Source organism: Geobacter anodireducens (assembly GCA_001628815.1).
Taxonomy (GTDB): domain Bacteria; phylum Desulfobacterota; class Desulfuromonadia; order Geobacterales; family Geobacteraceae; genus Geobacter; species Geobacter anodireducens.
On the sequence record CP014963.1, the window covers coordinates 1,366,498 to 1,391,903 of the forward strand.

Genomic DNA, 25,406 nt, shown 5'->3' on the forward strand with positions numbered 1-25,406 from the left:
ATCAGACCCACGCTCCCGAAGGATACGCATGGAAACCGACATTCAGGAAATACAACTTGCCTGTTTCCGCCTCGGCGAAGCCACCTTTGCTGCCGATATCATGCGGATCAAGGAGATCATCCGTCCCCAGAAACTGACGAAGCTCCCCAAGGCACCCGCCTTTGTGGAGGGCGTCATCAATCTCAGGGGCATGGTGATTCCGGTCATCGATCTGCGCAAACGGTTCGAATTGCCCGAACGGGTGGCCCTTGAGGAGGCCCGCCTTCTCGTGGTGGGGGTGAGCAGGCAGTTGGTGGGGCTCGTGGTTGATGACGTGACCGAGGTGGTCACGGTGCAGGCGGGCGATATCAAGCCACCCCCCCACTCCATCGAGGGAGTCAGCGTGGAGTACCTGATCGGCGTCTGCCTGGTGCGGGACACCCTGGTCATGCTCGTCAATCTCGATCGCATCCTGACGAGCCGCGAAGCGTCGGCCATCGCCGGCCTTGCCGGAACGGGGCGTTGATGGCGGCTGTGGTCATCGCAGGGTGTCCTGTCTGCCAGGCGCGGTATCGGCTTGACGGAGCACGGATCCCGGGCGGGGGAGTAACGTTGCGGTGCAATTCGTGCCGTAGCGTCTTCAGGGTGCGGGGAAAGTCCGCTCCCGTCCCGTCCCGGTCCTCTGTCGCGGAGACCGTGACGCGGGTCCTTGTGGCCCATGAAAATCCGGCATTGCGCACGGCCGTCCGGCAGGCTCTGGCCTGCGAGCCGTTCCAGGTGCTTGAGGCCGCCGACGGTGCCGGCGCCTATGCGGCAATCCTTGAGCATCGTCCCCGGGTGGCGATTCTCGATGCGGCCCTCCCCGGGATGTTCGCTTTCGAAATCTGTGAAGCGGTAAAGGGTTCGCCGGCCACGGCAGACATCAAGATCATTCTGATCGCCTCCATTTATGACAAGGCGAAGTACAAGCGTGCTCCCGAATCGCTCCACGGAGCAGACGACTATCTGGAGAAGCACCATATTCCGGACGAACTGCCCGCCCGCGTCCACCTGCTCCTGGCGGGCACTGCGCCGCACTGCGGGGGCACCCATCCGAAGGGGGTAGGGGGGGAGCGGATTCCGGAGAACAGCGGCATGCCGGCAGGGACTCCGGGGAGCAGCCTTGCGGGGAAGCCCGCAATGGCGAATATGACGGGGCCGGTCTGCCGGGCGGGGACGATCCGGCGCTTGCCGGGGAGCATCTCAAGGCCCGCCGGCTTGCCCGGCTCATCGTTTCGGACATTGCCCTCTATAATCGCGATCTCGTGCGGGAAGGAGTCCGCAACGGCACCTTTTTCGAGCTGCTTGCCGAGGACGTGGCCGAAGGGCGTGCCCTCTACGAGAACAGGGTGTCCGGCGACGTCCGCGCCGGAACGTCTTACCTGGATGAGGCGTTCGCCGAGTTCATCGGCACGATCAGGAAAGAACTCGGCCTGTAACTGACAATCAACGCAAGGAGCACATGCGTGGCTGTTCTAACAACCGTAAATGCCGACCTCCAGTCGTCCGACGAAGAAACAAGGCGTCGGGCCGTGCTCGACCTCGCGACCGTTTCTCTTGACGATGCCCGCGAACTGCTCTTCGTTGCCATGGGCGACGGCAGTTGGCGGGTGCGCAAAGAGGCCGTGTCTCTCCTGCTCGGCATGTGCCCGGACAAAGGGACCATCGAGGGGATAATCGGGCTGCTCGCGTCGGTGGACAATGCCGGCCTGCGCAACTCGGCCGTGGAGGTGCTCGAAGGGCTGGCTGGCAGGGCGGTGCCTGCGCTGCTCGCTCACCTCAAGGATGACGACCGCGATGTCCGCAAGTTTGTGGTCGACATCCTCGGCACCATCGGCGACCGGTCAAGTATTCCCGCCCTGATCGACGCCCTTGACGACCCGGATCCAAACGTTTCGGCGGCTGCCGCGGAGAACCTCGCAAGATCGGTGATCTGCGCGCTGTTGCGCCGCTGCTGGCCGCCCTCGGCAAGAACGATGTCTGGTTCAGCTACTCTATCCTCGGCGCCCTGGCCCGCATCGGCGAACCGGTGCCGGTGAACGTTCTCACTCCCCACGCATCGGATGGCATTCTGAAGCGGCCGGTAATCGAGTGCCTCGGTGCCGTGGGCGATGCCGAAGCGGTACCGCTCCTGGTGGAAGGGCTCGGCGACCGTGTCCGTGCCGTGCGGGAGGCGGCGGCCTGCGCCATTATCCGTCTGCGGGGCCGTCTTGCCGGTGCCGAGGCGGCCAGGTGCGTGGACGACGCCCTGGCGCGGCTTGCAGGCTCTGCCGTGGTCGATGGGTTGCTCGGTTCCCTGGATACCACGGATCAGGGAGTGCGTGACGCACTGATCCGGGTTCTCGGGTACATCGGCGATGCCCGCGCCGCCTTGCCTCTGCTGCAGGGGTGCCGGGACGAGCGGCTCAGAAGGCTCTGCCTCCAGGGGTTGCGCACCATGGGCGAGCGGGGCATGGAAGCCCTGGCGGCGGCCTATCCTGCAGCGGATGACGAGGAAAAGTCGATCATCATCCAGGTGTGGGGCGAGCTCGGCTTCACCGGGTGCGCCGATCTCCTCGGCGAGGCCATGGGAAGCGCCCGGACAATGATGCGCAGGGCGGCTGCCGTGGCGGCCGGGAAGATCGGCCTCCTGTCCCTGATGGGGACCATTGCGGCCTTGCTGGACGACCGGGAGCACGACGTGCGCGAAGGGGCCATCAATGGCCTCATCCGCCTTGCCCCGGCCGAGCCTGCCGGGGTGCGGGCCATTGCCCGCAAACTTGCCGATTCATCCTCCACCGGCTCGCGGCATGACGCGGTTCGGCTGTACGCCGCCCTGGGCGATGCCGACCGCCTGGCGCTCCTGATGAAGGACGAAGACCCGCTTGTGCGGCGCAGCGCCGTTTCGGCCCTGGCGGAACAGCATATCCCCGAGAGCGTTTCCAATCTGGTGATGGCGCTGGTGGACGAAGACCCGGACGTGAGGATCGCGGCAGCTTCTGGCCTCGGCGAGATCGGCGGGGCTGAGGCGGTGGAGCCGTTGATCCTGTCTCTGGATGACGAGGATCCGTGGGTGCGGTGCGCCTCCCTGAGAAGCCTCGGCCGGATCGGCGGGGAACGGCCCCTTGACGCCATTGAGCGGCTGATCGATTCGGCCGACGGGGTGGTAATGATCACGGCCCTGGAGACGCTTGCCGAGATCGAGGGGGGCCGGGCGGCGAACCTGGTGAAGCGTGGGCTTGAAAGCGGCGACGAAGAAGTGGTCAAGGTTGCCATCGATCTGCTGGCGAACGACGGCAGCGACTGGGTGAACACCTATCGGGAGCGCCTCCTGAGCCATTCCCACTGGGATGTCCGGATCAGTTTCGCCAGGGCCATGGCCCGCCTTCTGGGCCGCGAAGCGATGCCGCACCTGACTGCCGCCCTCCAGCAAGAGCAGGATGAACTGGTGCGCGATGAACTCCAAACCCTGCTCGGCGGTCTGCGCTGATGTTTACCTTCGAGCCCGAAATACCCATGTCCGACGAGGAGTTTCGCCTCATCAGGGACCTCATTTACAGCCACTGTGGTCTCTACTTTGACAATGACTCGGCCTACCTCCTGGAAAAGCGCCTGGCCAAGAGGGTACAACTGCACCAGTTGCCGGGGTTCCGGGACTACTACCATTTCCTCCGCTACAATCGGAAGAAGGACCAGGAACTCTCGGACATCATGGATGTCCTCACCACCAACGAGACCTATTTTTTCCGCGAGGCGTTCCAGCTCAAGGCCTTCACCCAGGAGATCATCCCCGAAATCCGAGACGCCAAGGCCAAGGCCGGTGACCGGACGCTCCGGATCTGGAGCGCCGGCTGCTCCAGCGGCGAGGAACCGTACACCATTGCCATGCTCCTGCTGGAAATGGGAGGTTTTGCCGGCTGGCACGTGGAAATCATCGGAACCGACATCAGCCAGCGTGTGATTCAGCAGGCCCGCAAGGGGGTCTACGGCAAGTCATCGTTCCGGGTCACCGACGAGGGCTATGTCCGCCGCTACTTCACCGACCAGGACGGCATGTTCCGGGTCAACGACAGGGTGCGCGAACTGGTCACCATCAGTCACCTCAACCTCCTCGACACCAACCGCATCGCGCTTCTGGGCCGCATGGACGTAATCTTCTGCCGCAACGTCATCATCTACTTCGACCAGGCCGCCCGCAAGACCGTGATTGACTCGTTCCACCGCGTCCTGCGAGACGGAGGCTACCTGCTGCTCGGCCATTCCGAATCGCTCATGAACATATCCACGGCTTTTTCCCTCAAGCACCTGAAAAACGACATGGTCTACCAGAAGCCCCTGCCACCGGGAGCCGGCCATGAGAAAGATCAGGGTCGTGGTCATCGACGATTCGGCCTACAGCCGCCGCGCCATCACCAAGATGCTGGAGAGCATGCCCGAGGTGGATGTGATCGGGTATGCCGCCGACGGCGAGGAGGGGATCCGCAAGATCATCGACCTGAAACCGGACCTGGTGACCCTGGATCTTGAAATGCCCAGGATGGACGGTTTCACCCTTCTGCGAATCGTGATGGAATACTCGCCCACCGCTGTCATCGTCATCAGCTCCCGGAACGAGGACGAGAAAGTGTTCCGGGCCCTGGAACTGGGAGCGGTCGACTTTGTGGCCAAACCCACGAAGGGGGTATCCGAGGAGATTCTCACCATTCGCGAGGACCTCCACCGCAAGGTGCGAAGCGTTATCCACCTGAACCTGGCAGGCATCGTCCGCCGCGAGCGGGAGCTGGAGCGGGCTTCTGTCGCGGCTGATCGCAGGGCCCCCGGCACCGTGCCGTATGCGGCAGCAGCCGCGCGGACCGAGAGCGCCGCTCCCCGTCCCGCCGGACGACTGGAGGTGGTGGCCATCGGCGCTTCCACGGGAGGGCCGCCGGCCCTTCAGCGGATTCTCTGTTCCCTGCCGGACGTATTCCCCCAGGCGGTCGTGGTGTCCCAACACATGCCGGCGGGGTTCACGCGGACATTCGCCGAGCGCCTGAACCGGCTGTCGCCCCTTGAGATACGCGAAGCCGCGGACGGCGACGAGGTGCGGGCCGGGCGGGTGCTCATCGCCCCTGGTGGGCACAATATGGTTTTCGAGCGTCAGGGGAGCGAGATTCTGGCACGAATCGTGAAACCGGGCACGGAAGATCGCTACGTACCGTCCGTGGATGCCATGCTCCTTTCCTGCGCCGAGGTCTTCGGTCCGCGGACACTGGGCGTGGTGCTCACGGGTATGGGAAATGACGGCAGCAAAGGGATTGCTGCCATCAAGCGGGCAGGGGGGCAGGCCCTGGCCGAGGCTGAAGAGACGGCCGTGGTCTTCGGCATGCCCAAGGAGGCCATTGCCACCGGGGTGGTGGACAAGATAGTGTCACTGGACCGCATGTCACGCGAGATCATGCAGCGGTGCGGTCTTCTCAACGACGTCGATTGACCGGTCCCTCTTCGCCTGAACGCCGAAGGGGCATAGGAGCGTGGCATGTCCATGGAAGAGGAAAAGGGTCTGCTGGCACGGGCCGACGAGTTTCTCCAGGCATTCAAGAAGGGGGCCGAGTTTACCCAGGAGCTGCTCCGGGAAAATGAGCGTCTCCGGTTTCGGACTCTCCAACTGGAGGCCGGACAGAAGGGCGAGGGGATAACGGCGGACTTGGCCGCCGAGAACCGCAAGCTTGCCGCCCGGGTCGAGGAGCTTGAGCGGGAAAAAGATGAGATCATCAGCCAGATCAGGCAGATAGAGGCGGAGAATAACGATTTTGCCGCCCGCTACGTGGAGGTCGAAGAGGAGAACAACAATCTGGCCAATCTCTACATTGCCAGCTACCAGCTCCACTCCACCCTCGATTTTAGCGAAGTGCTCCAGATCATCACCGAGATTATCATCAACCTGATCGGTGCCGAAGAGTTTGCCGTGATGCTCGTCGATGAGAAGACCGGCACCCTGGATGCCGTCACCGCCGAAGGGATCCCGTTGGCGGAGCTTCCCCGGGTGCGCCTGGGCGAGGGCGTCATCGGTGCTGCTGCCGGCACCGGCGAGAACTACTTTGCCGAGGGGCCGGAAGCCTACGAACGGGACCTGGCGCACCCGATGGTCTGCATTCCCCTGAAGATCAAGGAGCACGTCATCGGCGTCATCGCCATCTACAAGCTCCTGATCCAGAAAAAGAGCTTCGCCAGTGTCGACTACGAGTTGTTCACGCTCCTGGCGGGACATGCGGCCACGGCCATTTTCAGTTCCCGCATTTACTCGGATTCCGAGCGCAAGCTCTCTACCATGCAGGGCTTCATCAATCTGCTGACCACGTAGCCGTTGTGTCCTGAGGAGAGTTCATCATGGCGGAAAAAACCGTACTGATCGTGGAAGATTCACCGACCATGCGACAACTGATCACCTTTGCCCTGAAGCGGATTCCGGGGCTATCCATCGTGGAGGCGTCCGATGGGGTGGATGGTCTCAAGAAACTCTCGGCCCATGCCATCGACCTCATCTTCACCGACATCAACATGCCGGTCATGGACGGTCTCAAGCTGGTGAGCCTCGTGCGCAGCGATCCCTCCCACCACCATCTGCCCATTGCCATCATCACCACCGAGGGGGCTGCCGAGGACCGGGAGCGGGCCCTTGCCCTGGGGGCAAACGCCTACATTACCAAACCGATCCAGGCCGGCAAGGTCCTGTCGGTGGCAAGAGAATTGCTAGGGATATCCCCGAACTCATGACCTACGGGAGTCCGCGCACAGCAATCCGGGAACATGATGAATTATCGACGGATTGTCCGCGCGTCCACTCCTCACGTGCCCGGGAGCTCCCGTGAAACGTCTGCTTGTTCCTGCCATAGTGCTTCTGTTTCTTCCCGTCATTCTCTTTGCCCGTGACTACAAGATCGTCACCTTTGCCACCGAGACCGCGGGTACGGTCGCCTTCAGCCACCCGGTCCACCTCAAGGCCCTGGGCAACAACTGCACCCTCTGTCACAACACGCTCTTCACGATCGGCGACAAGGCAGCGCCGGTGACCATGAAAGCCATGGAGCAGGGGGCGTCGTGCGGCGCCTGCCACAACGGCAAGCGCGCCTTTGGCCTGCCGGCGTGCACCCGCTGCCATGTGACCAGAGAGGTCCCCATCGACATCCCCAGCTTCGGCGCCGTGGTCTTCAGCCATGCCTTCCATCTGGGGCTCGGGGCCTATGGATGCGCCGACTGTCACAACGCCGTCTTCAGGGCGGCCACCGACAACCCCAACGTATCCATGAAGGCCATGGAGCAGGGGAAATCGTGCGGCGCCTGCCATGACGCAGCACTGCCTTTTCGGTCAAGGGGGACTGCACCCGCTGCCATGTGGTTCGTGACATCCCCTTTGCGGCATCGGCAACGTTCAGCCACGCCTTCCATCTGACAGCCGGCTACGGCTGCGGCGAATGCCACGGGAGGCTCTTCACGGCCGGCCCTGACAGCCGGCGCTATACCATGCAGGAGATGGAGACTCAAAAATCATGCGGAGGGTGCCACAACGGCAATACCGCCTTCTCGGTCAAGGGGGATTGCGACCGGTGTCACGCCAATGTGAAGGAGGTGTCCTTCGCCGCCCACGACGCCATGTTCAGCCACAAGCTCCACACGAAGCTCCTCAACTGCGACAGTTGCCACAGCGGCATCTTCATCGGCGGAGCCGCCAGCAGGCGCTACACCATGAAGGAGATGGAGCAGGGGCACTCCTGCGGCGTCTGCCACGAGGACAAGACCGTTTTCGGCGTGACCGGCGCCTGTGACCGCTGTCACCTGAAGACCCGGGACGTCAGCTTCAGGACGGCCGTGGCGGGGAGCGTGGTCTTCAGTCACGACGCGCACCGGCAGATGTATGGCTGCAGCGACTGCCACAACGGCATTTTCACCACCGGTGCGGCCCGTGTGGGCGCCACCATGGCCGACATGGGCAAGGGCTTGTCCTGCGGCGCCTGCCACGACGGCACAAGCGCCTTCCCGGCCACGTCAGCGGCAAGCTGCAGCAGATGCCACCCCCTGCGCGACGTGAACATGGCGGCCAATTCGTATTTTCCCCATGTGAAACATCTGGAGGCCAACACCTGCGGCGACTGTCACAACGATCTGTTCCGGGCCGGTCCCGGCAATCGCCGGTGGACCATGCCCCAGATGGCGCAGGGGAATTCCTGCGGCGTCTGCCATGACGGCACATTCGCCTTCTCGGTCCGCGGGGAGTGCGGCACGTGCCACCGGGAAACCGTGGAGGTGGCCATCCCCGTGAAGCAGACCGGCATAACCCGTTTCAGCCACAGCGTCCATACGGCGCTCTATTCCTGCGGCGACTGCCACAATGCTATCGTTGGCGCCGGTGCCACTGCCCGGCGCGTCACCATGGCCGCCATGGAGAAGGGCGAGTCCTGCGGCGCCTGCCATGACGGATCGGCCGCCTTCACCGTCAGAGAGAACTGCACCAGATGCCACCCGGTCAAAGACATCCCCTTCACGCCGTCCGGCGCCCGTTTCAGCCATGACGTCCATCTCAAGGTCCATGGTTGCGGCGATTGCCACGATGCCCTCTACCGGCCCGGTTCCGACAACCGTCGCGTTACCATGGCGGAGATGGAGAGGGGGGCTTCCTGCGGCGCCTGCCACGACGGATCGGCCGCGTTTCCCGTCACCGCGGGCTGCGACAGGTGCCATCCCGCCACCAAGGGGATCAAGTATGATCTCCCCGCCGACGTGGGGAGCGTTCTGTTCAGCCACCGCAGCCACACCGCCAAGGGATACGCCTGCAGTGACTGCCACGGCAGGATCGTCGTCGCCGGGGCCGGCCGGAAATCCTCCACCATGAAGGAAATGGAGCAGGGCACGTCGTGCGGTGCCTGCCACGGCTTCAGCATGGCCTTCAGCGTCAGCGATCCGGTCAACTGCGTCAAGTGCCACCAGCGGCTCTACTGAGCCCGCGGCCCGCAACAGCCAATCCGACCCGCGCCGGCCGGCAAACCTCTCTGTTTGCATGGCCGGCTTTTTTGTGCTAATAACAAACCTTTCGAACTATCGTCAGAATCAGGTGGAGGTGCCGGCGTGCAAGAGCGTTACATCCCCAAAAACGTTGAGGGGAAGTGGCAGAAAATCTGGGAAGATAACAAAACCTTCACGGTCACCGAAGATCCGTCGAAGCCGAAATATTACCTGCTCGAGATGTTTCCCTATCCCTCGGGCCGCATTCACATGGGGCATGTGCGCAACTACTCCATCGGCGACGTGGTGGGCCGGTTCAAGAGGATGCGCGGCTTCAACGTCCTGCACCCCATGGGATGGGATGCCTTCGGCATGCCGGCCGAAAACGCCGCCATCAAGCACGGCAGCCATCCGGCCAAGTGGACCTACGAGAACATCGACTACATGCGGAGCCAGCTCAAGAAGATGGGCCTTTCCTATGACTGGGGCCGCGAGCTCGCCACCTGCGATGTGGACTACTACAAGTGGGAACAGAAAATGTTCCTGGAGATGTATGAGAAGGGGCTCGTCTACAAGAAGAGCTCCTTCGTGAACTGGTGCCCCGACTGCGAGACGGTACTCGCCAACGAGCAGGTGGAGGACGGCTGCTGCTGGCGCTGCGACAGCGAGGTGGCCCAGAAGGAGCTCGACCAGTGGTTCTTCCGCATCACCCGCTACGCCGAAGAGCTGCTGGAGGATACCTGGAACCTTCCCGGCTGGCCCGAGCGGGTTCTGGTGATGCAGCGGAACTGGATCGGCAAGAGTTTCGGCTGCGAGATCGATTTTCCGGTCGAGGGGAAAGTCGAGAAGGTCAAGGTGTTCACCACCCGTCAGGATACCCTCTACGGCGCCACCTTCATGTCCCTGGCGCCCGAGCACCCGCAGGCCCTGGAGCTGACCACGCCGGAGCGCCGCGCCGAGGTGGAGGCGTTCATCGACAAGGTCAAGAAGACCGACAAGATCAAGCGGACCGCCGAGGATTTCGAAAAGGAAGGGGTCTTCACCGGCGCCTACTGCATCAACCCGGTGACCAACCTGCGGATGCCGGTCTATCTCGCCAACTTCGTGCTGCTCGACTACGGCACCGGCGCGGTCATGGCGGTGCCCACCCATGACCAGCGCGATTTCGAGTTCGCCCGCACGTACGGCCTGCCGCTCCAGGTGGTGATCCAGCCCGAGGGCGAAACCCTTGATCCGGCTGCCATGACCGCCGCCTATACCGAGGTGGGGACCATGGTCAACTCGGGCCCCTTCGACGGCATGAGAAGCGATGCGGCCAAGGAGAAGATCGCCGATTACCTGGAAAAGGAAGGGATCGGCACCAAGACCGTCAACTACCGGCTGCGCGACTGGGGCATCTCCCGCCAGCGCTACTGGGGGAACCCGATACCCGTCATCAACTGCGATATCTGCGGCGTGGTGCCGGTGCCGGACAAGGACCTGCCGGTGGTCCTCCCCATGGACGCCGAATTCACGGGCGAGGGGGGCAATCCCCTTGCCAGGGTCGAATCGTTCGTCAACGTCACCTGTCCCCAGTGCGGTGCCGAGGCCCGGCGCGAAACCGACACCATGGACACCTTTGTCCAGTCCTCCTGGTATTTTCTCCGCTACTGCTGCCCCGATTTCGCCTCCGGCCCCATCGACCGGGCCCGGGCCGGGTACTGGATGCCCGTGGACCAGTACATCGGCGGCATCGAACACGCCGTGCTCCATCTCCTCTACTCGCGTTTCTTCACCAAGGCTCTGCGCGACCTGGGGTACGTGACCGCGGCCGAACCGTTCAAGAACCTCCTTACCCAGGGGATGGTCATCAAAGACGGGGCCAAGATGAGCAAGTCCAAGGGGAACGTGGTGGACCCCGATGCCCTGATCGAGCGCTACGGTGCCGACACGGCCCGGCTGTTCACCCTGTTCGCGTCGCCCCCCGAAAAGGACCTGGACTGGAGCGACCAGGGGGTCGAGGGAAGCTTCCGCTTCCTCAACCGCGTCTGGCGCCTGGTCTTCGAGGTTCTGCCCTTCATCGGCTCCGCGGTCAAGCCCGACCCGGCCAGCTTGGGCGATGGAGCGCGCGACCTGCGCCGGACCGTACACAAGACCATCCGCAAGGTGACCGATGACCTGGACGAGCGGTTCCACTTCAATACGGCCATCTCGGCGGTCATGGAACTGGTGAACGCCATCCAGTCCTTCGAGCCCAAGAATGCCCCCGAAAACGCCCCGGTTCTTCGGGAGGCGGTGGAAAGCGTCGTGCAACTGCTCGCCCCCTTTGTTCCCCATGTGGCCGAGGAGCTCTGGGAGTCCCTGGGACACCAGGGAGGCGTGGAGGCGGCCGGCTGGCCTTCGTACGATCCCGATGCGACCGTTGAGGAGGAACTCCTCATCGTGGTGCAGGTGAACGGCAAGCTGCGCGGCAAGGTGACGGTTGCCGTGGGTGCCGGCGAGGAACAGGTGAAGGCCGCGGCCTTTGCCGACGACAAGGTGAAGCCGTGGCTCGACGGGAAGCAGATCCGCAAGGCCATCTACGTCCCCGGCAAACTCCTCAATATCGTGGTGGGGTGACCGGTGGCCAGCTCCCTGATGACACGGCTCCTGACCGCAGGGCTCGCGGCCCTGGTGCTCGCCGCAGTGGGCGGGTGCGGCTACCGCGCGGCCAGGATCGGGGGGGAAGGGTCGGCGTTGGCGGACAAGACCGTCCACGTTGACATCTTCACCAACAAGAGCTACCGGCCCAACGTGGAGGCGGTGCTGACGAACTCCCTCATCGACGAGTTCGTGCGCCGCGAGGGGAGCCGCGCCGTGGAGGCCGGCGGAGATCTGACGCTGTCCGGTGCCGTTGTCTCCTACGGCACCGCCGCAGTCTCGTACACCGCCACCGATACGGTGAAGGAGTACCGGGCCACGGTCACGGTGGAGGCTACGCTCCGGCGCAGCGACTCGGGGCAGGTCCTCTGGAAGGGGAGTCTTTCCGCCTACCAGGACTTCCCAGCCAATGACGACCTGGTGCTCCAGCAAAACAGCGAAGAGCAGGCCATAGCCGTTATCTGCCGCCGCTTGGCACGCGAGCTGACCCTCAGGATGTCCGAGAACTTTTGAGCCATGAAATCCGACGAACTGGATAACGCCATTGAAAGGGGGGAGATTGCCCCCCTTTACTATTTTCACGGGGACGAGCCCTATCTGATGGAGCGGGCCGTCAGGCGTCTCACGGAACGGGTCGTGTCGGCGGATTTCCGCGACTTCAACCTGGACGTCTTCTACGGCAACGAGAGCAAGGGGGACGATATCGCCACTGCCGCCCAGACCCTGCCCATGTTCGCCGACCGCCGCATGGTGCTCGTCAAGCGGGCCGGCGACCTGTCGGCCGCCGCTCTCGAAACCCTTGCCGCCTGCGTTACCGATCCCGCTCCCCAGACCTGTCTCCTCTTCGTGGGTGAGAAGATCGACAAGCGGAAGAGGTTTTTCCTGGATCTGGCAAAGAAGGGAGAGCTGGTCGAGTTCAAGCGTCCCTACGAGAACCAGCTCGGCGGGTTCATCCGGGACGAGGCCCGGGTGCTCGGCAAGCGGCTCGACGGCGCTGCCGTTGAAATGCTCATCTATCTCGTGGGGAACAATCTGGGGGAACTGGCGACCCAGCTTGAAAAAGTGGCTACTTTTGTGGGCACGAGAGAGACGCTCACGGTCGAGGATGTGCGGGAAGTGGTATCCGATACCAAGGTGGAAAGCGTTTTCGACCTGGCCAACGCCCTGGGCGAGCGTGATTTGGGCAAGTCTCTGCGGAGCCTGGCCACCATTTTGCGGGACGGCGAGGCCCCGCTCATGCTTCTGGCCATGATCGCGCGGCATTTCCGTCAGCTCTGGCGGGTGCGCGAGCTCACGGCCGCCAAGGTCCAGCAACAGGAGGTCGCCCGCAGAACCGGCATCAATCCCTACTTCCTCAAGGGGGTCATGGATCAGGCCCGCAACTTCACCACGGCAGACCTGCGCCGGGTCTTCGAGGGGCTCTACGCAGCCGATCTCGCCCTCAAGGGAGTCGGTGGCGGCGGAAAGCCTTCACTGGTCATGGAACGGCTGGTGATGGACGTGTGCGGGATGGGACGGCGGAAGAGGTAGCGACGCACTGCTGCGATAAAAAAGGGGGGGCTCCGCCGGGAGCCTCCCCTTTTTGTGTGTCTGCAATAGTGGTACGTCTAGCCGAGGGTGTTGACGAGCTTTGTCAGGCGGGAGACGTTCCGGGAAGCATTAGAGGCGTGAATGACCCCTTTGGAGGCAGCCTTGTCGATGACCGGGATGGCGGCCAGCAGGGCTTGCCGGGCCTGGTCCGCATTCTTGGCCTCAACCGCCTCGCGCACGCGCTTTATGAAGGTCCGCAGGGTGGAGCGGATGTGCTTGTTTCTCAGGTATTTCTTCTTGTTCTGCTTGATTCTCTTCAGGGCCGATTTGTGGTGAGCCAAACTGCACCTCCATGTAATTCTATTGGGTATCGTTCGAGAAGTAATTTCTTCGTTTTCGAAAGGTATTTAAATAGCATTGAGCGGGCGCTGCTGTCAAGCGCAAAATGCCTGTTCACCAGTATCGTATTTACTCAGGGGTGGCGGACAAAAAAATGCGAGCCTATCTCTTTGTGCCGGATCGGTACTCGGCGCAGATGAAGCGCGAATAAGAATAGGTACTCTCATGAAAGGAATGCCCGGCGAGAAGGTTTTGAAAATGGTCTTTATGAATAAGCTTGACAGATGGCCGCATAAGAAAAGGAGGTGGACCGGGTCCACCTCCCATTGTATCGGGAACGTTGAAGATTGCGTCGCGATTACCACTCTTCCCGCATCTTCTCTGCGATTTTCTCAAAGTAGAGTTCAGGGCTCGTGAGCTTTTTGACCTCGTCGGCCGTATAGCCGAGCTCGCGGAAGTTCAGAACACCGTTGGGAGCGTGGCAGTTATAGCAGGTAAGGGCCTTCTCCTTGGGCGCCACCTGGTGGTTGCTGCCGAAGTAGATGGTCTGCCAGCCGGGGACCGGTTCGTAATCCTTGATCCCAAGGATTTTGGCAGCTGATGCCACGCCGGCGAGGGTGTCGCCCGTTGCCATGGGCGGAGCGAAGTCCATGGCCAGGAGCTGGCCGTCCTTCTTGTTAAAGTAAGCCTTGCCCTGGAAAATCTTGAAGGGGTAGATCTTGCTCTTGCCGTCCTTGCGGTCACCCTTGGGCCCGATGAAGTCAGGGCGGTTGGCAACGGTCAGGTTGTACCATGCGTAGACGGGAGCCGTTTCATTGGCTTCCTTTTTGAGTGTGGTCGGCTCGTAGAACTTGTTGGAGAGCTGTTCCCACTTCGTGAAATCCTTGGCAAAGGCGCCGCCGGTCCGGGGGATATGGCAGGTCTGACAGGCGATGCGCGCCGTATGACGGTTGTAGTCCTCGTCCTTGTGGGGCTTTACCGTGTGGCAGTCGGTGCAGGAAAGGCGTACGCCGTCGTGGGCCCAGTTGTTCGGATCATAGCCCGTGGGGATCTTGTGGTTCTTCGTCTTGTGGCAGTCGACGCAGACCATCCCCTTGGCCGCATGGACATCATGCTCCTTGTTGAAGGCGAACCCGCGCTTCACCAGCACGCCGCCCCCGGCCGCCTCGTGACAGGTCATGCAGTTCTTGACCGTCGGGGTGGCAATGGAAAGGGCTGCCTCGGTGCTGCGGTCCTGGCCGAGCACCACGTTCCCCTTCTCGTCCTTGTAGGGCTTGCGCTTGCTGTGATCATAGGTGGAGGAGTGGCAGACAAGGCAGTCCACTGCGGCTTCCGCTTCGGGCCCAGTGCTCCCCACGTCCTGGATGTGATTTCCGGGGTGGCAGGAGTTGCAGCCCGAGTACTTGGTCTTGCCCGTCTCGGGGCTGGGCGGAATCTCCTTCAGGTTGTTGACGATGTCGTTCCCGTTGCACATGGTGTAGATACGGTTTTTCATGCCGTATTCCTGGTTCGGGTCAATGTTCTCAACGTTGTCGACCTTCGAGGCGTGCTTCCAGTGCACGGAGTTCAGGAACTCCTTTGCCGCGCCGGGATGGCAGACCTCGCAGGTTGCCGGCCCCTGGTAGCCGTTTTTCTGGAGGTATTCCTTGCCCGGATGGTCCTTGGCCTGGACCAGGGCCGCCACTGCCACGCCCGCCATGAGGGTGGCGAAGAACGTCGTATTCTTCATTGGGTACCTCGTGCGTAAGTAGTTCGTTTTATTTAAGTATAGCTATGTATGATATATTTAAATAAAACGATTGTTTGGCAAAAGAAAAGTGCAGCCGAGGCGCCCGGGCTGCAACGGTCCCGCAGAGGGCTCAGCGCCCCCGGGGCATCAGCAGCCGGCGGTCTTCCTGAAGAGCTTGGACTCACCCGTTGCATCGTCATACTTCAGGCGAATTTCGTCGCCCTCAACGATCCGCTTGTCCTTGAACTTGTCGAGGGTAAGCTCGTCCTTGACCGTCACGGTCACGGTCTTGTCGCTCTTGGTGTCCTTCAGGGTAACCGATGCCGTGTCGCCCTTCATCTCGATCTTTTTGATGGTGGCGATCATCTTCACTTCGGCGGCGCTGGCCGTGCCGGTAAAGGTAACGAGGCTCATGGTGAGGAGTGCGAGTGCCATAACGATCGATACTGCCTTTTTCATTGTTCCGTCTCCTTTGTGCTGTGTCGTGGCGGCGGCCGCCGCCTGTAGCGTGATGCCCCGTAGGGTTGGGGAGGGGGGCTGGTGCCCACCCTCCCGGTGTTCATCTGCTGTGGCCTAGAAATGCACCTCGAAGGTTGCGTAGAGGTTCTGGGCATTCTTGAGCGGGGTCAGCATTTGCGGATTCGCCGGGCCCATAATGCTTGCCTGGGTTAAATCTGCCATTTTGACCGGTGCTCCGACCCAGTTGTTGGTGCCGGTGTAGTCGAAGTCATAGTACTGGTAGCCGATCTTGAAGAAGGTCTTGCTCAGATAGCTGGAGATCGGCTTGAGCTTGAGCTCCTGGATCAGGTAGCCTTCATATACGTTGCCACGGGTTCCGACCTTGCTGGTCCACATGTCATCGGCAGCCGGAGCAAAGGTGATCCAGTCCTTGGAGCCGTGGTTGTATTCGAGGCCGAGCTTGGTGCCGGTGGCCTCGATATCGTACCGGCCGCCCACGTAGACTGCCCAGCCGGTCTTGCTTTCTTTTTGGCCGGACCACAGGAGACCGGACTGAGTGTCGAGTACTCCTTCAGGGGTAGTGAATCCTGCTATGGGTGTTTGCAGTTGCACCTTCACGGTGTCGGTGGTGGGATTGGTATGGCTTAACGCTCCGGACGCGAACCAGTGGAGGTTGCCGATCCCTGCGTTTTTAACGCGGCCCAGGAAGTTGAGTCCGTACCAGTCGATATCGCCCAGGTTTACGCTGGGGGCGCTACCTGCAAACGGACCGCTCAGCATTACCGGAGTGTTGAAGATGTTAATGCCCCGGTTGTACTGGAACTCTGCCTTGAAATTGTCGGTGTCGTAGGGCACGATGTTGACGCCCACCATGTCGGTGTCGTGGATGCCGTTGCCCTGCCTGTCAGTGATGCCGTTTTCGAAACCGCGGCCGTAGCAGAGTTTCATGTAGGCGCCCGGCAGAGACTCGAAGTCGGGAGCATAGCCGAGGGTCACGCCGTCAAAGGCATAGTCGACCAGCAGTTGGGGCACGCCGGAGTTGCCCGGCTTTTCATTGTTCTGCTTCAGGTGGCTCGGAATGCCGCCGGTAGAGGGGCGCCGGCCGATGGAGAACCAGATGGGCTGGTCGGCAATATTCTTCCAGGTGGCATAGACCTGATCCACGGCCAGGGTACCGTCGCCGGGGACGTGACCCACGGTGCCGTCGAAGAGTCCGGCCCGGTCGGAGAAGTAGGCTTGGCCGTTTTCGCCGCGGATTGCCGAGTCGTCGCGGGCACCGCTGATCTTGTACATGAGGAGGCGGGCGTGAACGGTTACGTCCTGAGTTGCTTTGGCGTCAAGATTGAGCCCGAATCGGTTGGTGTAGAGGGAATCATTCTTAACAGTCTGGCCCTGAACAGGGAGGAAGAGGTCACTGCCGTCAGCTTGCATATTTCTGGGATTGAGCTGGAAATATGGGGCAACCTTGCCGCGCAGATAATCATACCTGAACCGGTAATCCCCGCCGATGGTCAGCCAGCGCCCCAGGGACTTCTGTTCAACCTTGTCAACCTTCCTGTCGGTGTCCTGCATCTGCTGCTTCAGTGCCTCGAGTTCTTTCTCAAGGGTCTCCATCTTCTTCTGCAGGTCGGCATCGGCCGCCATGACCGAAAACGGTTGGCTGAGACCGAGCAGAAGGGCAGTTGCCAGAACCTTTTTGGACATACGCTTCATGTGCTCTCCTTTCCCATAAATCAATAAAAGTGAACTGCCGTACCGCGAACCGCTTGGAATTTCGGCGGGATATGCGTTTGAGTCCGCCGTGCTGATGCTGTGTCTTCACCTCCTTCGTGTCGGGAGCGGTGGCCAGACATGAAATTTGTTAATTGATAATGTGACCCACCGTGTTTTACACGCAATAGTTGCATAATCGTAATACTCAAACATTCCAGCTATGCAATATAAAGACCAATTAAGATATGAAATGCAAATATCTGTATTTCTGTATTGTTGTCGTCGCAGCCGTGCGTCGGGTCCGCCACATGGCGAAATCACCTCGGTCAATTGACAGGATTACGTCACATGGCCGTAACGGATGCCCGGTGGCGATAGCGGTTGACGTCCGAGGCCCCGATTGCTTACTATAGGCGGGAGTTACCCGGAAAGAGGCGCTACGTGACGGAAAACAAGTATCTATATGTAGAAACATTCGGTTGTCAGATGAACGTCAACGACTCTGAAAAGATCGCGACGCTCCTGAAAGATGTGGGGTATCTCTCCACCGACGATCCGGACCGGGCGGACCTGGTCATTCTCAATACGTGCAGCGTGAGGGCCAAGGCCGAGCAGAAAGTGTACGGGCACCTGGGGCGGTTCAAGGGGGCCCGGAGCAGGAAAAAGGGATTTCTGCTCGGCGTGGGCGGGTGCGTGGCCCAGCAGGAGGGGGAGCGCCTGCTGCAGAAGGTGCCATGGCTCGACCTCGTCTTCGGGACCCATAACCTCCACCTGCTGCCCGAGATGGTGCGGGCGGCCGAGCAGGGCGAGCGCCGGGCCGAGGTGGGGTTCATCGACAACGAAACCCGGCTTGACCTGTTCCCCGAAACCGGAGGGGAGGGCGGTGTCACCCGTTTCGTGACGGTGATGCAAGGCTGTGACAATTTTTGTTCCTACTGCATTGTCCCCTATGTGAGGGGGCGCGAGATAAGCCGCCGTTCATCCGACATAATTGACGAGGTACGGAAAGCCGTCGCGGAGGGTGTCAAGGAGGTGACTCTGCTGGGGCAGAATGTCAACTCCTACGGACTCAAGACCGACGGAGAGCTGTCGTTCGCCGGGCTCATCCGCCGCATTGCCGGGGTGGAAGGGCTCGAACGGATCCGCTTCACCACGTCACATCCCAAGGACATCTCGCCCGAGCTCATCACCTGCTTCGCCGAGGTACCCAAGCTGTGCGGCCACATCCATCTGCCGGCCCAGTCGGGGAGCGATGCGGTCCTTGCGCGCATGAACCGGGGGTACACCCGGGCCGGGTACCTCGAAAAGGTGGCGGCTCTCAAGGCTGCCCGGCCGGGTATCCAGTTCACGGGAGACATGATCGTGGGCTTTCCGGGCGAGACGGAAGAGGACTTTCAGGCAACCATCTCGCTCATGGAAGAGGTGCGCTATGCCGACCTCTTTTCCTTCATCTACTCGCCGCGACCCGAAACGGCCGCTGCCGGTATCCGGGATACGGTGAGCCGGAAGGAGAAGCAGTCGCGCCTTGACCGGCTCCAGTCGCTCCAGCAGCAGATGAAGCGCGAACGCAACATCAGTTTTGTCGGCTCACGCCAACTGGTCCTGGTGGAGGGGGTGAGCAAGCGGGGCGATCAGCTCTATGGCCGCATCGACGGTAACCGGATCGTCAACTTCGCGGCCGGTCCGGCGCTCATCGGAACCATGGCAGAGGTAACCATCACCCAGGACTACCAGAATTCGCTCCTGGGCGAGATCGTCACCGATAATGGGGGCGCACGGTAATGCACATCGTTATGACCATCCACGGCTTTGCCCTCGATTCCATCGCCCAGATGCCGGTGGTGCTCCTGAAGGATGAACGCGGCGAAGCAACGCTGCCCATCTGGATCAACGGCACCGACACCCTCTATATCGTGGCGGAGTTGATCAGGCGGGACGCCTCTTCCTCGGGGGAGCGCAAGGACCTGCTCACGGCACTGCTCGACCATCTGGGGGCCGAGGTGCTCGATATCGCCATTGACGGCGGCAAGGACGGCAAGTTCATCTGCTCTGTCCGGCTCATGGTGGGGGCAGAGGAACTGCGCCTGCCGGTCCGCATTTCCGAGGCCATTGTCCTCGCCCTCAAGCATGCCCTGCCGGTCATGGTTCCCCGCCATCTGATGGAGGAGACCACCGCCCCGGCCGGCGCCATGGGCGACCGCTTCACGGAGGCCGACGAGCGCCGCTTCGTCGATTTTCTCGAAGGCCTCGATCCCGCTGATCTCGGCAAGTATCCCATGTGACATCCGGGCAACGGCCGGCCGGCCCGTGCCCCTGACCCGCTTCTGTGGAGGATTTTCATGCGTCCGGAATCCCTGGAATTTTTCAAAACACTTGTGGAGGCCCCCAGCCCTTCCGGCTACGAACAGCCGGCTCAACGGGTGTTTCGCGACTACATAGCCCCCTTTGCGCAGGTGAAGACCGATGTCATGGGCAACGTGATCGGTCTCATTCGCGGCGGCGGGGATAACCTGCCGCGGGTGATGGTGGTCGGCCACTCGGACGAGATAGGCTTTCAGGTCAAGTACATCGATGACAACGGTTTCATCTATTTTGCGCCGATCGGCGGGGTGGACGCCCACCTGACGCCGGGGAAGCGGGTTCGCATCCATACGGCCAAAGGCGAGGTGGCCGGCGTCATCGGCAAGAAGCCGATCCATTTGATGGATGAGGAGGACCGGCGGAAGGTGGTTCGCCTCGACGCCCAGTACATCGACATCGGCGCCGCCGACAAGAAGGAGGCCCTGGAGTACGTGCGCGTGGGCGACCCGGTCACCTTTGCCGCCGGCTTCGAACGCCTGCTGGGCGACCGGGTCGCCTGCCGGGCCTTCGACGACAAGGCCGGCAGCTTCGTGGTGGCCGAGGTGCTCCGGGCCGTGGCCGAATCGGGGGTGAAGCTGCCGGTTGATCTGTACGGCGTCTCGTCGGTGCAGGAAGAGATCGGGCTGCGCGGCGGCGCCACCAGCGCCTACAGCGTCAATCCCCACGTGGGCATCTGTGTGGAAGTGGACTTTGCCACTGATCAGCCCGACGTGGAGAAGAAGCACAACGGCGAGGTCAAGCTCGGCAAGGGGCCGATCCTGCCCCGGGGGGCCAATATCAATCCGCCTCTCTTTGATCTGCTCTCCTCAACGGCGGAACGCGAGGCTATCGCTGTCCAGTACACGGGCATCCCCCGGGCCTCCGGCACCGACGCCAACGTCATGCAGATCTCCCGCGGCGGCGTTGCCACCGCTCTGGTCAAGCTGCCGCTCCGCTACATGCATACGCCGGTGGAGGTCATCTCCCTCTCCGACCTGGAACAGGCGGTGAGGCTGATCGTGGCGGCGTTACCGGGTATGGCGGGTGACTTCACGCCCCTCTGACCGCGCATCGGGGCCGGGGACCGTATACGGAGCGTGTTCTCCGGTCCCGGTTTTTCCCCTTGACTCATCCTGGTCCCTTCACTATCCTTTCCGGTTAATACTTTGAGACCCACCATAAAAGGAGTCCGCGATGTTAGATGAATTGATTCCGGAAGGTCTGACGTTCGACGACGTTCTGCTCGTTCCCGCCCACTCTCAAGTCCTTCCCCGCGATGTCTCCCTCAACACCCGTCTGACCAGGAACATTACCCTCAACATTCCCCTCGTCTCGGCAGCCATGGACACGGTAACCGAGGCGCGGACCGCCATCTGCATGGCCCGCGAGGGGGGGCTCGGCATTATCCACAAGAACCTCACCATCGAAGAGCAGGCCATGGAGGTGGACAAGGTCAAAAAGAGCGAGTCCGGCATGATCGTGGACCCCATCACCATGCGGCCCAACCAGAAAATCCACGAGGCCCTGGCCATCATGGAGAAGTACCGGATCTCCGGCGTTCCCGTCACCAACTCCAAGGGCAAGCTGGTCGGCATCCTCACCAACCGCGACCTCCGTTTCGAAACCAACCTGGACCTTCCCATTTCCGCCCGCATGACCAAGCGTCGGCTCGTGACCGTAGCGGTCGGCACCACCCTTGAGGAAGCCAAGGAGCACCTCAAGCATACCCGGGTCGAGAAGCTGCTGGTGGTGGATGAGGAGAAGAACCTGAAGGGGCTCATCACCATCAAGGATATCGAGAAGGTCAGAAAATACCCCAATGCCTGCAAGGATGCCCTGGGGCGCCTGCGGGTCGGCGCCGCCGTCGGCCCCTCCGGCGACATGGAGGCCCGTGTTGATGCCCTGGTCAAGGCCGGGGTCGACGTCATCGTGGTGGACACGGCCCATGGTCACTCCCAGGGGGTCCTCGATGCCATCCGGGCCGTCAAGGCGAACTTCCCCGGGGTCGAGCTCATCGCCGGCAACATCGCCACTGCCGAGGCAGCCGAGGCACTCATCAAGGCCGGTGTCGACGCCATCAAGGTGGGGATCGGACCGGGTTCCATCTGCACCACCCGCGTGGTGGCCGGGGTCGGCGTGCCCCAGATCAGCGCCATCGCCCAGTGCGCCAAGGTTGCCCGCAAGTACGACGTCCCCCTCATCGCGGACGGCGGCGTCAAGTACTCCGGCGACGTGACCAAGGCCGTGGCCGCCGGTGCCGATGTCATCATGATCGGCTCCCTCTTTGCCGGCACCGAGGAGTCGCCCGGCGACACCATCCTCTACCAGGGCCGGGCCTACAAGAGCTACCGTGGCATGGGCTCCATCGGCGCCATGAAGCAGGGGAGCAAGGACCGCTACTTCCAGAGCGATGTGGAGAGTGAAGTGAAGCTCGTTCCCGAGGGGATCGAGGGGATGGTGCCGCTGCGCGGACCGCTCTCCGCCAACGTCCATCAGCTCATGGGCGGACTGCGGGCCGGCATGGGGTACACCGGCTGCCGCACCGTGCGGGAGCTCCAGGAAAAGGGGCACTTCATCAGGATCACCGGCGCGGGTCTCAAGGAATCCCACGTCCATGACGTCATGATCACCAAGGAGGCCCCGAACTACCGGGTCGAGAACGTTCGATGAGCACCGACATCCATACTGAAAAAATCCTGATCCTGGACTTCGGCTCCCAGTACACCCAGCTCATTGCCCGGCGGGTGCGCGAGGCCCACGTCTACTGCGAGCTGCACCCCTTTGACATGGGGCTGGAAGCCATCCGCGCCTTCGGGCCCAAGGGGATCATCCTCTCGGGCGGGCCCACGTCGGTCTACGAGGAAGGGGCGCCGGCAGTGGAAGAGGCGCTCTTTGATCTGGGCGTGCCGGTGCTGGGCATCTGCTACGGCATGCAGCTCATGAGCCGCCACTTCGGCGGCGAGGTGGTGCCCGCGGGCAAGCGCGAGTTCGGCCATGCCGACCTGCTGGCTGCGGGAACGCCCGGCCCTCTTTTCGAAGGGTTCTTCGTGGAAGGGAAAAGTCCGGTCTGGATGAGCCACGGCGACCACGTCTCCCGGATGCCCCAGGGGTTCCAGGTGGTGGCGGAAACGGCCAACGCGCCGGTCTGCGCCATCCAGGACACGGCGCGCAACCTTTACGGCGTCCAGTTCCACCCGGAAGTGAATCACACGCCCCGGGGCGAGATCCTCATCGATACCTTTGTCCGCAAGATCTGTGGCTGCACCGGCCAGTGGACCCCCGGACACATCATCGATGATGCCGTGAACCGCATCCGGGCCCAGGTGGGCCGGGAGCGGGTCATCCTCGGGCTTTCGGGCGGCGTTGATTCGTCGGTGGCGGCGGCCCTCATCCATCGGGCCATCGGCGACCAGCTCACCTGCGTCTTCGTGGACAACGGCCTGCTGCGCCTCGCCGAGGGTGACCAGGTCATGGCCACCTTTGCCGAGAACCTGGGCGTCAAGGTGATCCGGGTCGATGCCGAGCAGCGGTTCCTGTCCGCCCTGGCAGGCGAGGCCGACCCTGAGAAAAAGCGCAAGATCATCGGCAACCTCTTCGTGGAGATCTTCGAAGAGGAGTCGAGCCGCATCGAGGGTGCCACCTGGCTGGCCCAGGGGACCATCTACCCGGATGTCATCGAGAGCGCCGGGGCCAAAACCGGCAAGGCCCACAACATCAAGAGCCATCACAACGTGGGCGGGCTTCCCGAGTACATGAAGCTCAAACTTCTCGAACCCCTGCGGGAGCTGTTCAAGGACGAGGTGCGGGCCATCGGCGAGGAACTGGGACTGCCCCGCCAGATGGTCTGGCGCCATCCCTTCCCCGGACCGGGGCTGGGAGTCAGGATCCTCGGCGAGGTGAAGAAGGAGTATGCCGACATCCTGCGCCGGGCCGACGCCATCTACATCGAGGAGCTCTACGCCGCTGGCCACTACGACAAGATCAGCCAGGCCTTTGCCGTCTTTCTCCCCGTGAAGAGCGTAGGGGTCATGGGGGACGGCCGGACCTACGAGTACGTGATCGCCCTGCGGGCCGTGGAAACCAAGGACTTCATGACCGCGGGCTGGTACCCCTTGCCCTACGAGGACATGGCCCGCATCTCGGGCCGGATCATCAACGAGGTCAAGGGGGTCAACCGGGTGGTGTACGACATCTCCAGCAAACCTCCCGCCACCATCGAGTGGGAATAGATGCACCATAAGGGGCGCCGGCAATGGCGCCTTTTTTATTTTAAGGCCGTTCTTGTCCACCCGGGTTTCGTGAAAAAACGGAGTAATCTGGTATGCTTTCAGTAGGTAGATAGGTGTACGTCACTTCATGGAAAGGGGGCTTGAATATGAACATCATCGACTGCGCTCTCAGGATGGAAGAAGAGGCAGCCGCCCATTACAGCCAACTGGCGGCTGCCGCGCCGGTGGAAGAGTTGAGGAACATCTTCGGATTGCTGGCCGCGGCTGAAAAGGAGCATTACGACAAGCTCGTTGCCGTGCTTGGCGATGCCGATGCCGCCACGACCGAGTTCACGGCCCTGGATGAAGCTTTGTGCGTGTTCAAGCCGCTGCTCGGCAAACGCGATCTGGTGGCGGAGTTGCGGCGCGATCCGGACGGCTACCGGCACGTGGTGAAAGAGGAAGAGGAAAGCATCAAGTTTTACGAGGACCTGGCCGCCAAGGCGGACCGGGAGGACACGCGCGCCATTCTGCTCAAGCTCGCCGACGAGGAGCGGAAGCACCTGAGCATTGTTGAAAATATCTACTCGTTCGTCCAGGAGCCCAAGACCTATCTGGCCTGGGGCGAATTCAGCAACCTCAAGGAGTACTGACGCGGAGCGCGCCCGGTGCTGCAAAGCCCGTCCGGCAGCGGACGGGCTTTTCTGTTGCGGTGGGGCACGGAAACCAATTATAGTCAGGTGGTGAGTCGACATCACATGACGGAGCCCGGCCGTGCCCCCTGCAATCGATCTTCTCATCTTCGACCTTGACGGAACCCTTATCGACTCCCTCGACGATCTCACCGCTGCCGTGAACCATATGCTCTCCGCCCTGGGTCGGGAACGTCTCACCCGCAATGCCGTCCGCATCATGGTGGGGCAGGGGGCGCGGCGGCTGGTAGAGCGCGCCATGCCCTGCGCCGCACCGGCCGAGATCGAGCGCGGGCTGGAGCTCTTCCTCGGCTACAACCGGGAACACATCGCGGTGCGCACGGCCTTCTATCCGGGTGCCCTGGAGGCGCTGGCCCGGTTTCGCGCGCAGGGCAAGCGGATGGCGGTCATCTCCAACAAGAACGTCGATCTCTGCCGCTGCGTGCTCGGGGCCCTGGGGGCCGAGCACTGGTTCGAGGAGATCGTGGGGGCGGACTCGCTTCCCGCGCGCAAGCCGTCGCCGGAGCCTGTACTGAAGCTGTTGACGGACTTCGGCGTGCCGCGGGAACGGGCTGTCATTATCGGTGACAGTATCAATGACGTGGCCGCCGGCAAAGGGGCGGGCGTTACCACCGTGGGGTGTACCTGGGGATATGGCGAACTGAGCGAGATTGCCGACGCCGACTATCTGGTCGACTCCTATGACGCCCTGGTGGCCCTGTCGTTGTTTAGCTGAGCATGAATTGCAGTGAGTGTATCTATTTTTCATTGCGTAAATCAAAAGCGATGGTAAGCGGGTAAGTA

General features: G+C 62.1%; 18 protein-coding genes and 4 pseudogenes. 18 read left to right on the forward strand and 4 right to left on the reverse strand.

All coding sequences use genetic code 11. The features are described from left to right. The first annotated feature begins 28 nt into the window (after positions 1-28). From A2G06_06230 to A2G06_06280, 11 genes and pseudogenes are all read left to right on the forward strand, one after another. On the forward strand, positions 29-505 hold the full coding sequence (locus A2G06_06230) for a chemotaxis protein CheW (protein ANA39985.1): 477 nt from the start codon (positions 29-31) through the stop codon (positions 503-505). Further along, positions 505-1,457, forward strand: a pseudogene (locus A2G06_06235) (hypothetical protein). Before A2G06_06230 ends, A2G06_06235 begins: the two are co-directional and overlap by 1 nt. 27 nt (positions 1,458-1,484) lie before the next feature. Beyond that, positions 1,485-3,487: pseudogene (locus A2G06_06240) on the forward strand (PBS lyase). Continuing rightward, positions 3,487-4,344 (forward strand): annotated as a pseudogene (locus A2G06_06245) (chemotaxis protein CheR). Before A2G06_06240 ends, A2G06_06245 begins: the two co-directional pseudogenes overlap by 1 nt. A gap of 7 nt (positions 4,345-4,351) precedes the next feature. Beyond that, a complete protein-coding gene (locus A2G06_06250; protein ANA39986.1) occupies positions 4,352-5,467 on the forward strand; it encodes a chemotaxis response regulator protein-glutamate methylesterase in 1,116 nt (371 codons plus the stop codon). A 45-nt stretch (positions 5,468-5,512) separates the two neighbouring features. After that, positions 5,513-6,337 (forward strand): diguanylate phosphodiesterase, encoded by an 825-nt coding sequence (locus A2G06_06255; protein ID ANA39987.1) that lies wholly within the window; start codon positions 5,513-5,515, stop codon positions 6,335-6,337. A gap of 26 nt (positions 6,338-6,363) precedes the next feature. Beyond that, the gene (locus A2G06_06260; protein ID ANA39988.1) at positions 6,364-6,750 is read left to right on the forward strand and encodes a two-component system response regulator; all 387 of its coding nucleotides are present in this window, start codon (positions 6,364-6,366) and stop codon (positions 6,748-6,750) included. Positions 6,751-6,841: 91 nt separating this feature from the next. Then, positions 6,842-8,970 (forward strand): annotated as a pseudogene (locus A2G06_06265) (cytochrome C). 126 nt (positions 8,971-9,096) lie between these two features. Then, positions 9,097-11,571: a leucine--tRNA ligase gene (gene leuS, locus A2G06_06270; GenBank protein ANA39989.1), complete on the forward strand. Its 2,475-nt coding sequence runs from the start codon at positions 9,097-9,099 to the stop codon at positions 11,569-11,571. 18 nt (positions 11,572-11,589) lie between these two features. Beyond that, the gene (locus tag A2G06_06275) at positions 11,590-12,105 is read left to right on the forward strand and encodes a molecular chaperone (protein ID ANA41612.1); all 516 of its coding nucleotides are present in this window, start codon (positions 11,590-11,592) and stop codon (positions 12,103-12,105) included. Between the two features lie 3 nt (positions 12,106-12,108). Continuing rightward, positions 12,109-13,122: a DNA polymerase III subunit delta gene (locus A2G06_06280; GenBank protein ID ANA39990.1), complete on the forward strand. Its 1,014-nt coding sequence runs from the start codon at positions 12,109-12,111 to the stop codon at positions 13,120-13,122. Positions 13,123-13,199: 77 nt separating this feature from the next. Here the strand turns inward: A2G06_06280 and A2G06_06285 are convergent, their stop codons facing one another. The 4 genes from A2G06_06285 to A2G06_06300 form a co-directional block, all read right to left on the reverse strand. Next, positions 13,200-13,463: a 30S ribosomal protein S20 gene (locus A2G06_06285; GenBank protein ANA39991.1), complete on the reverse strand. Its 264-nt coding sequence runs from the start codon at positions 13,461-13,463 to the stop codon at positions 13,200-13,202. A 356-nt stretch (positions 13,464-13,819) separates the two neighbouring features. Beyond that, positions 13,820-15,190: a cytochrome C gene (locus A2G06_06290; protein ID ANA39992.1), complete on the reverse strand. Its 1,371-nt coding sequence runs from the start codon at positions 15,188-15,190 to the stop codon at positions 13,820-13,822. Between the two features lie 147 nt (positions 15,191-15,337). Beyond that, entirely contained in the window at positions 15,338-15,649 is a 312-nt protein-coding gene (locus A2G06_06295) for a hypothetical protein (protein ID ANA39993.1), read from the reverse strand. A gap of 114 nt (positions 15,650-15,763) precedes the next feature. Beyond that, on the reverse strand, positions 15,764-17,362 hold the full coding sequence (locus tag A2G06_06300; protein ANA39994.1) for a hypothetical protein: 1,599 nt from the start codon (positions 17,360-17,362) through the stop codon (positions 15,764-15,766). A gap of 441 nt (positions 17,363-17,803) precedes the next feature. Between A2G06_06300 and A2G06_06305 the strand changes: the two genes are divergently transcribed. From A2G06_06305 to A2G06_06335, 7 genes are all read left to right on the forward strand, one after another. Next, positions 17,804-19,144 (forward strand): tRNA-2-methylthio-N(6)-dimethylallyladenosine synthase MiaB, encoded by a 1,341-nt coding sequence (locus tag A2G06_06305; GenBank protein ANA39995.1) that lies wholly within the window; start codon positions 17,804-17,806, stop codon positions 19,142-19,144. Beyond that, on the forward strand, positions 19,144-19,644 hold the full coding sequence (locus A2G06_06310) for a hypothetical protein (protein ID ANA39996.1): 501 nt from the start codon (positions 19,144-19,146) through the stop codon (positions 19,642-19,644). Before A2G06_06305 ends, A2G06_06310 begins: the two co-directional genes overlap by 1 nt. A 57-nt stretch (positions 19,645-19,701) precedes the next feature. Next, on the forward strand, positions 19,702-20,766 hold the full coding sequence (locus A2G06_06315; GenBank protein ID ANA39997.1) for a hydrolase: 1,065 nt from the start codon (positions 19,702-19,704) through the stop codon (positions 20,764-20,766). 130 nt (positions 20,767-20,896) lie between these two features. Then, complete coding sequence (locus A2G06_06320) at positions 20,897-22,372, forward strand: IMP dehydrogenase (protein ID ANA39998.1); 1,476 nt, start codon at positions 20,897-20,899, stop codon at positions 22,370-22,372. After that, positions 22,369-23,931, forward strand: coding sequence for a glutamine-hydrolyzing GMP synthase (gene guaA, locus A2G06_06325; protein ID ANA39999.1), 1,563 nt, complete (start codon positions 22,369-22,371; stop codon positions 23,929-23,931). Before A2G06_06320 ends, guaA begins: the two co-directional genes overlap by 4 nt. A gap of 146 nt (positions 23,932-24,077) precedes the next feature. Next, on the forward strand, positions 24,078-24,563 hold the full coding sequence (locus A2G06_06330; protein ID ANA40000.1) for a ferritin: 486 nt from the start codon (positions 24,078-24,080) through the stop codon (positions 24,561-24,563). A 121-nt stretch (positions 24,564-24,684) separates the two neighbouring features. Next, complete coding sequence (locus A2G06_06335; protein ID ANA40001.1) at positions 24,685-25,338, forward strand: HAD family hydrolase; 654 nt, start codon at positions 24,685-24,687, stop codon at positions 25,336-25,338. The last annotated feature ends 68 nt before the right edge of the window (positions 25,339-25,406 follow it).

Excerpts from the sequence above, each read along its gene's own strand:
- A2G06_06230 (ANA39985.1), top strand. The coding sequence starts at position 29 with ATGGAAACCGACATTCAGGAAATACAACTTGCCTGTTTCCGCCTCGGC.
- A2G06_06250 (ANA39986.1), top strand. The coding sequence starts at position 4,352 with ATGAGAAAGATCAGGGTCGTGGTCATCGACGATTCGGCCTACAGCCGC.
- A2G06_06255 (ANA39987.1), top strand. The coding sequence starts at position 5,513 with ATGTCCATGGAAGAGGAAAAGGGTCTGCTGGCACGGGCCGACGAGTTT.
- A2G06_06260 (ANA39988.1), top strand. The coding sequence starts at position 6,364 with ATGGCGGAAAAAACCGTACTGATCGTGGAAGATTCACCGACCATGCGA.
- A2G06_06275 (ANA41612.1), top strand. The coding sequence starts at position 11,590 with ATGACACGGCTCCTGACCGCAGGGCTCGCGGCCCTGGTGCTCGCCGCA.
- A2G06_06280 (ANA39990.1), top strand. The coding sequence starts at position 12,109 with ATGAAATCCGACGAACTGGATAACGCCATTGAAAGGGGGGAGATTGCC.
- A2G06_06290 (ANA39992.1), bottom strand. The coding sequence starts at position 15,190 with ATGAAGAATACGACGTTCTTCGCCACCCTCATGGCGGGCGTGGCAGTG.
- A2G06_06295 (ANA39993.1), bottom strand. The coding sequence starts at position 15,649 with ATGAAAAAGGCAGTATCGATCGTTATGGCACTCGCACTCCTCACCATG.
- A2G06_06300 (ANA39994.1), bottom strand. The coding sequence starts at position 17,362 with ATGAAGCGTATGTCCAAAAAGGTTCTGGCAACTGCCCTTCTGCTCGGT.
- A2G06_06310 (ANA39996.1), top strand. The coding sequence starts at position 19,144 with ATGCACATCGTTATGACCATCCACGGCTTTGCCCTCGATTCCATCGCC.
- A2G06_06315 (ANA39997.1), top strand. The coding sequence starts at position 19,702 with ATGCGTCCGGAATCCCTGGAATTTTTCAAAACACTTGTGGAGGCCCCC.
- A2G06_06320 (ANA39998.1), top strand. The coding sequence starts at position 20,897 with ATGTTAGATGAATTGATTCCGGAAGGTCTGACGTTCGACGACGTTCTG.
- guaA (ANA39999.1), top strand. The coding sequence starts at position 22,369 with ATGAGCACCGACATCCATACTGAAAAAATCCTGATCCTGGACTTCGGC.
- A2G06_06330 (ANA40000.1), top strand. The coding sequence starts at position 24,078 with ATGAACATCATCGACTGCGCTCTCAGGATGGAAGAAGAGGCAGCCGCC.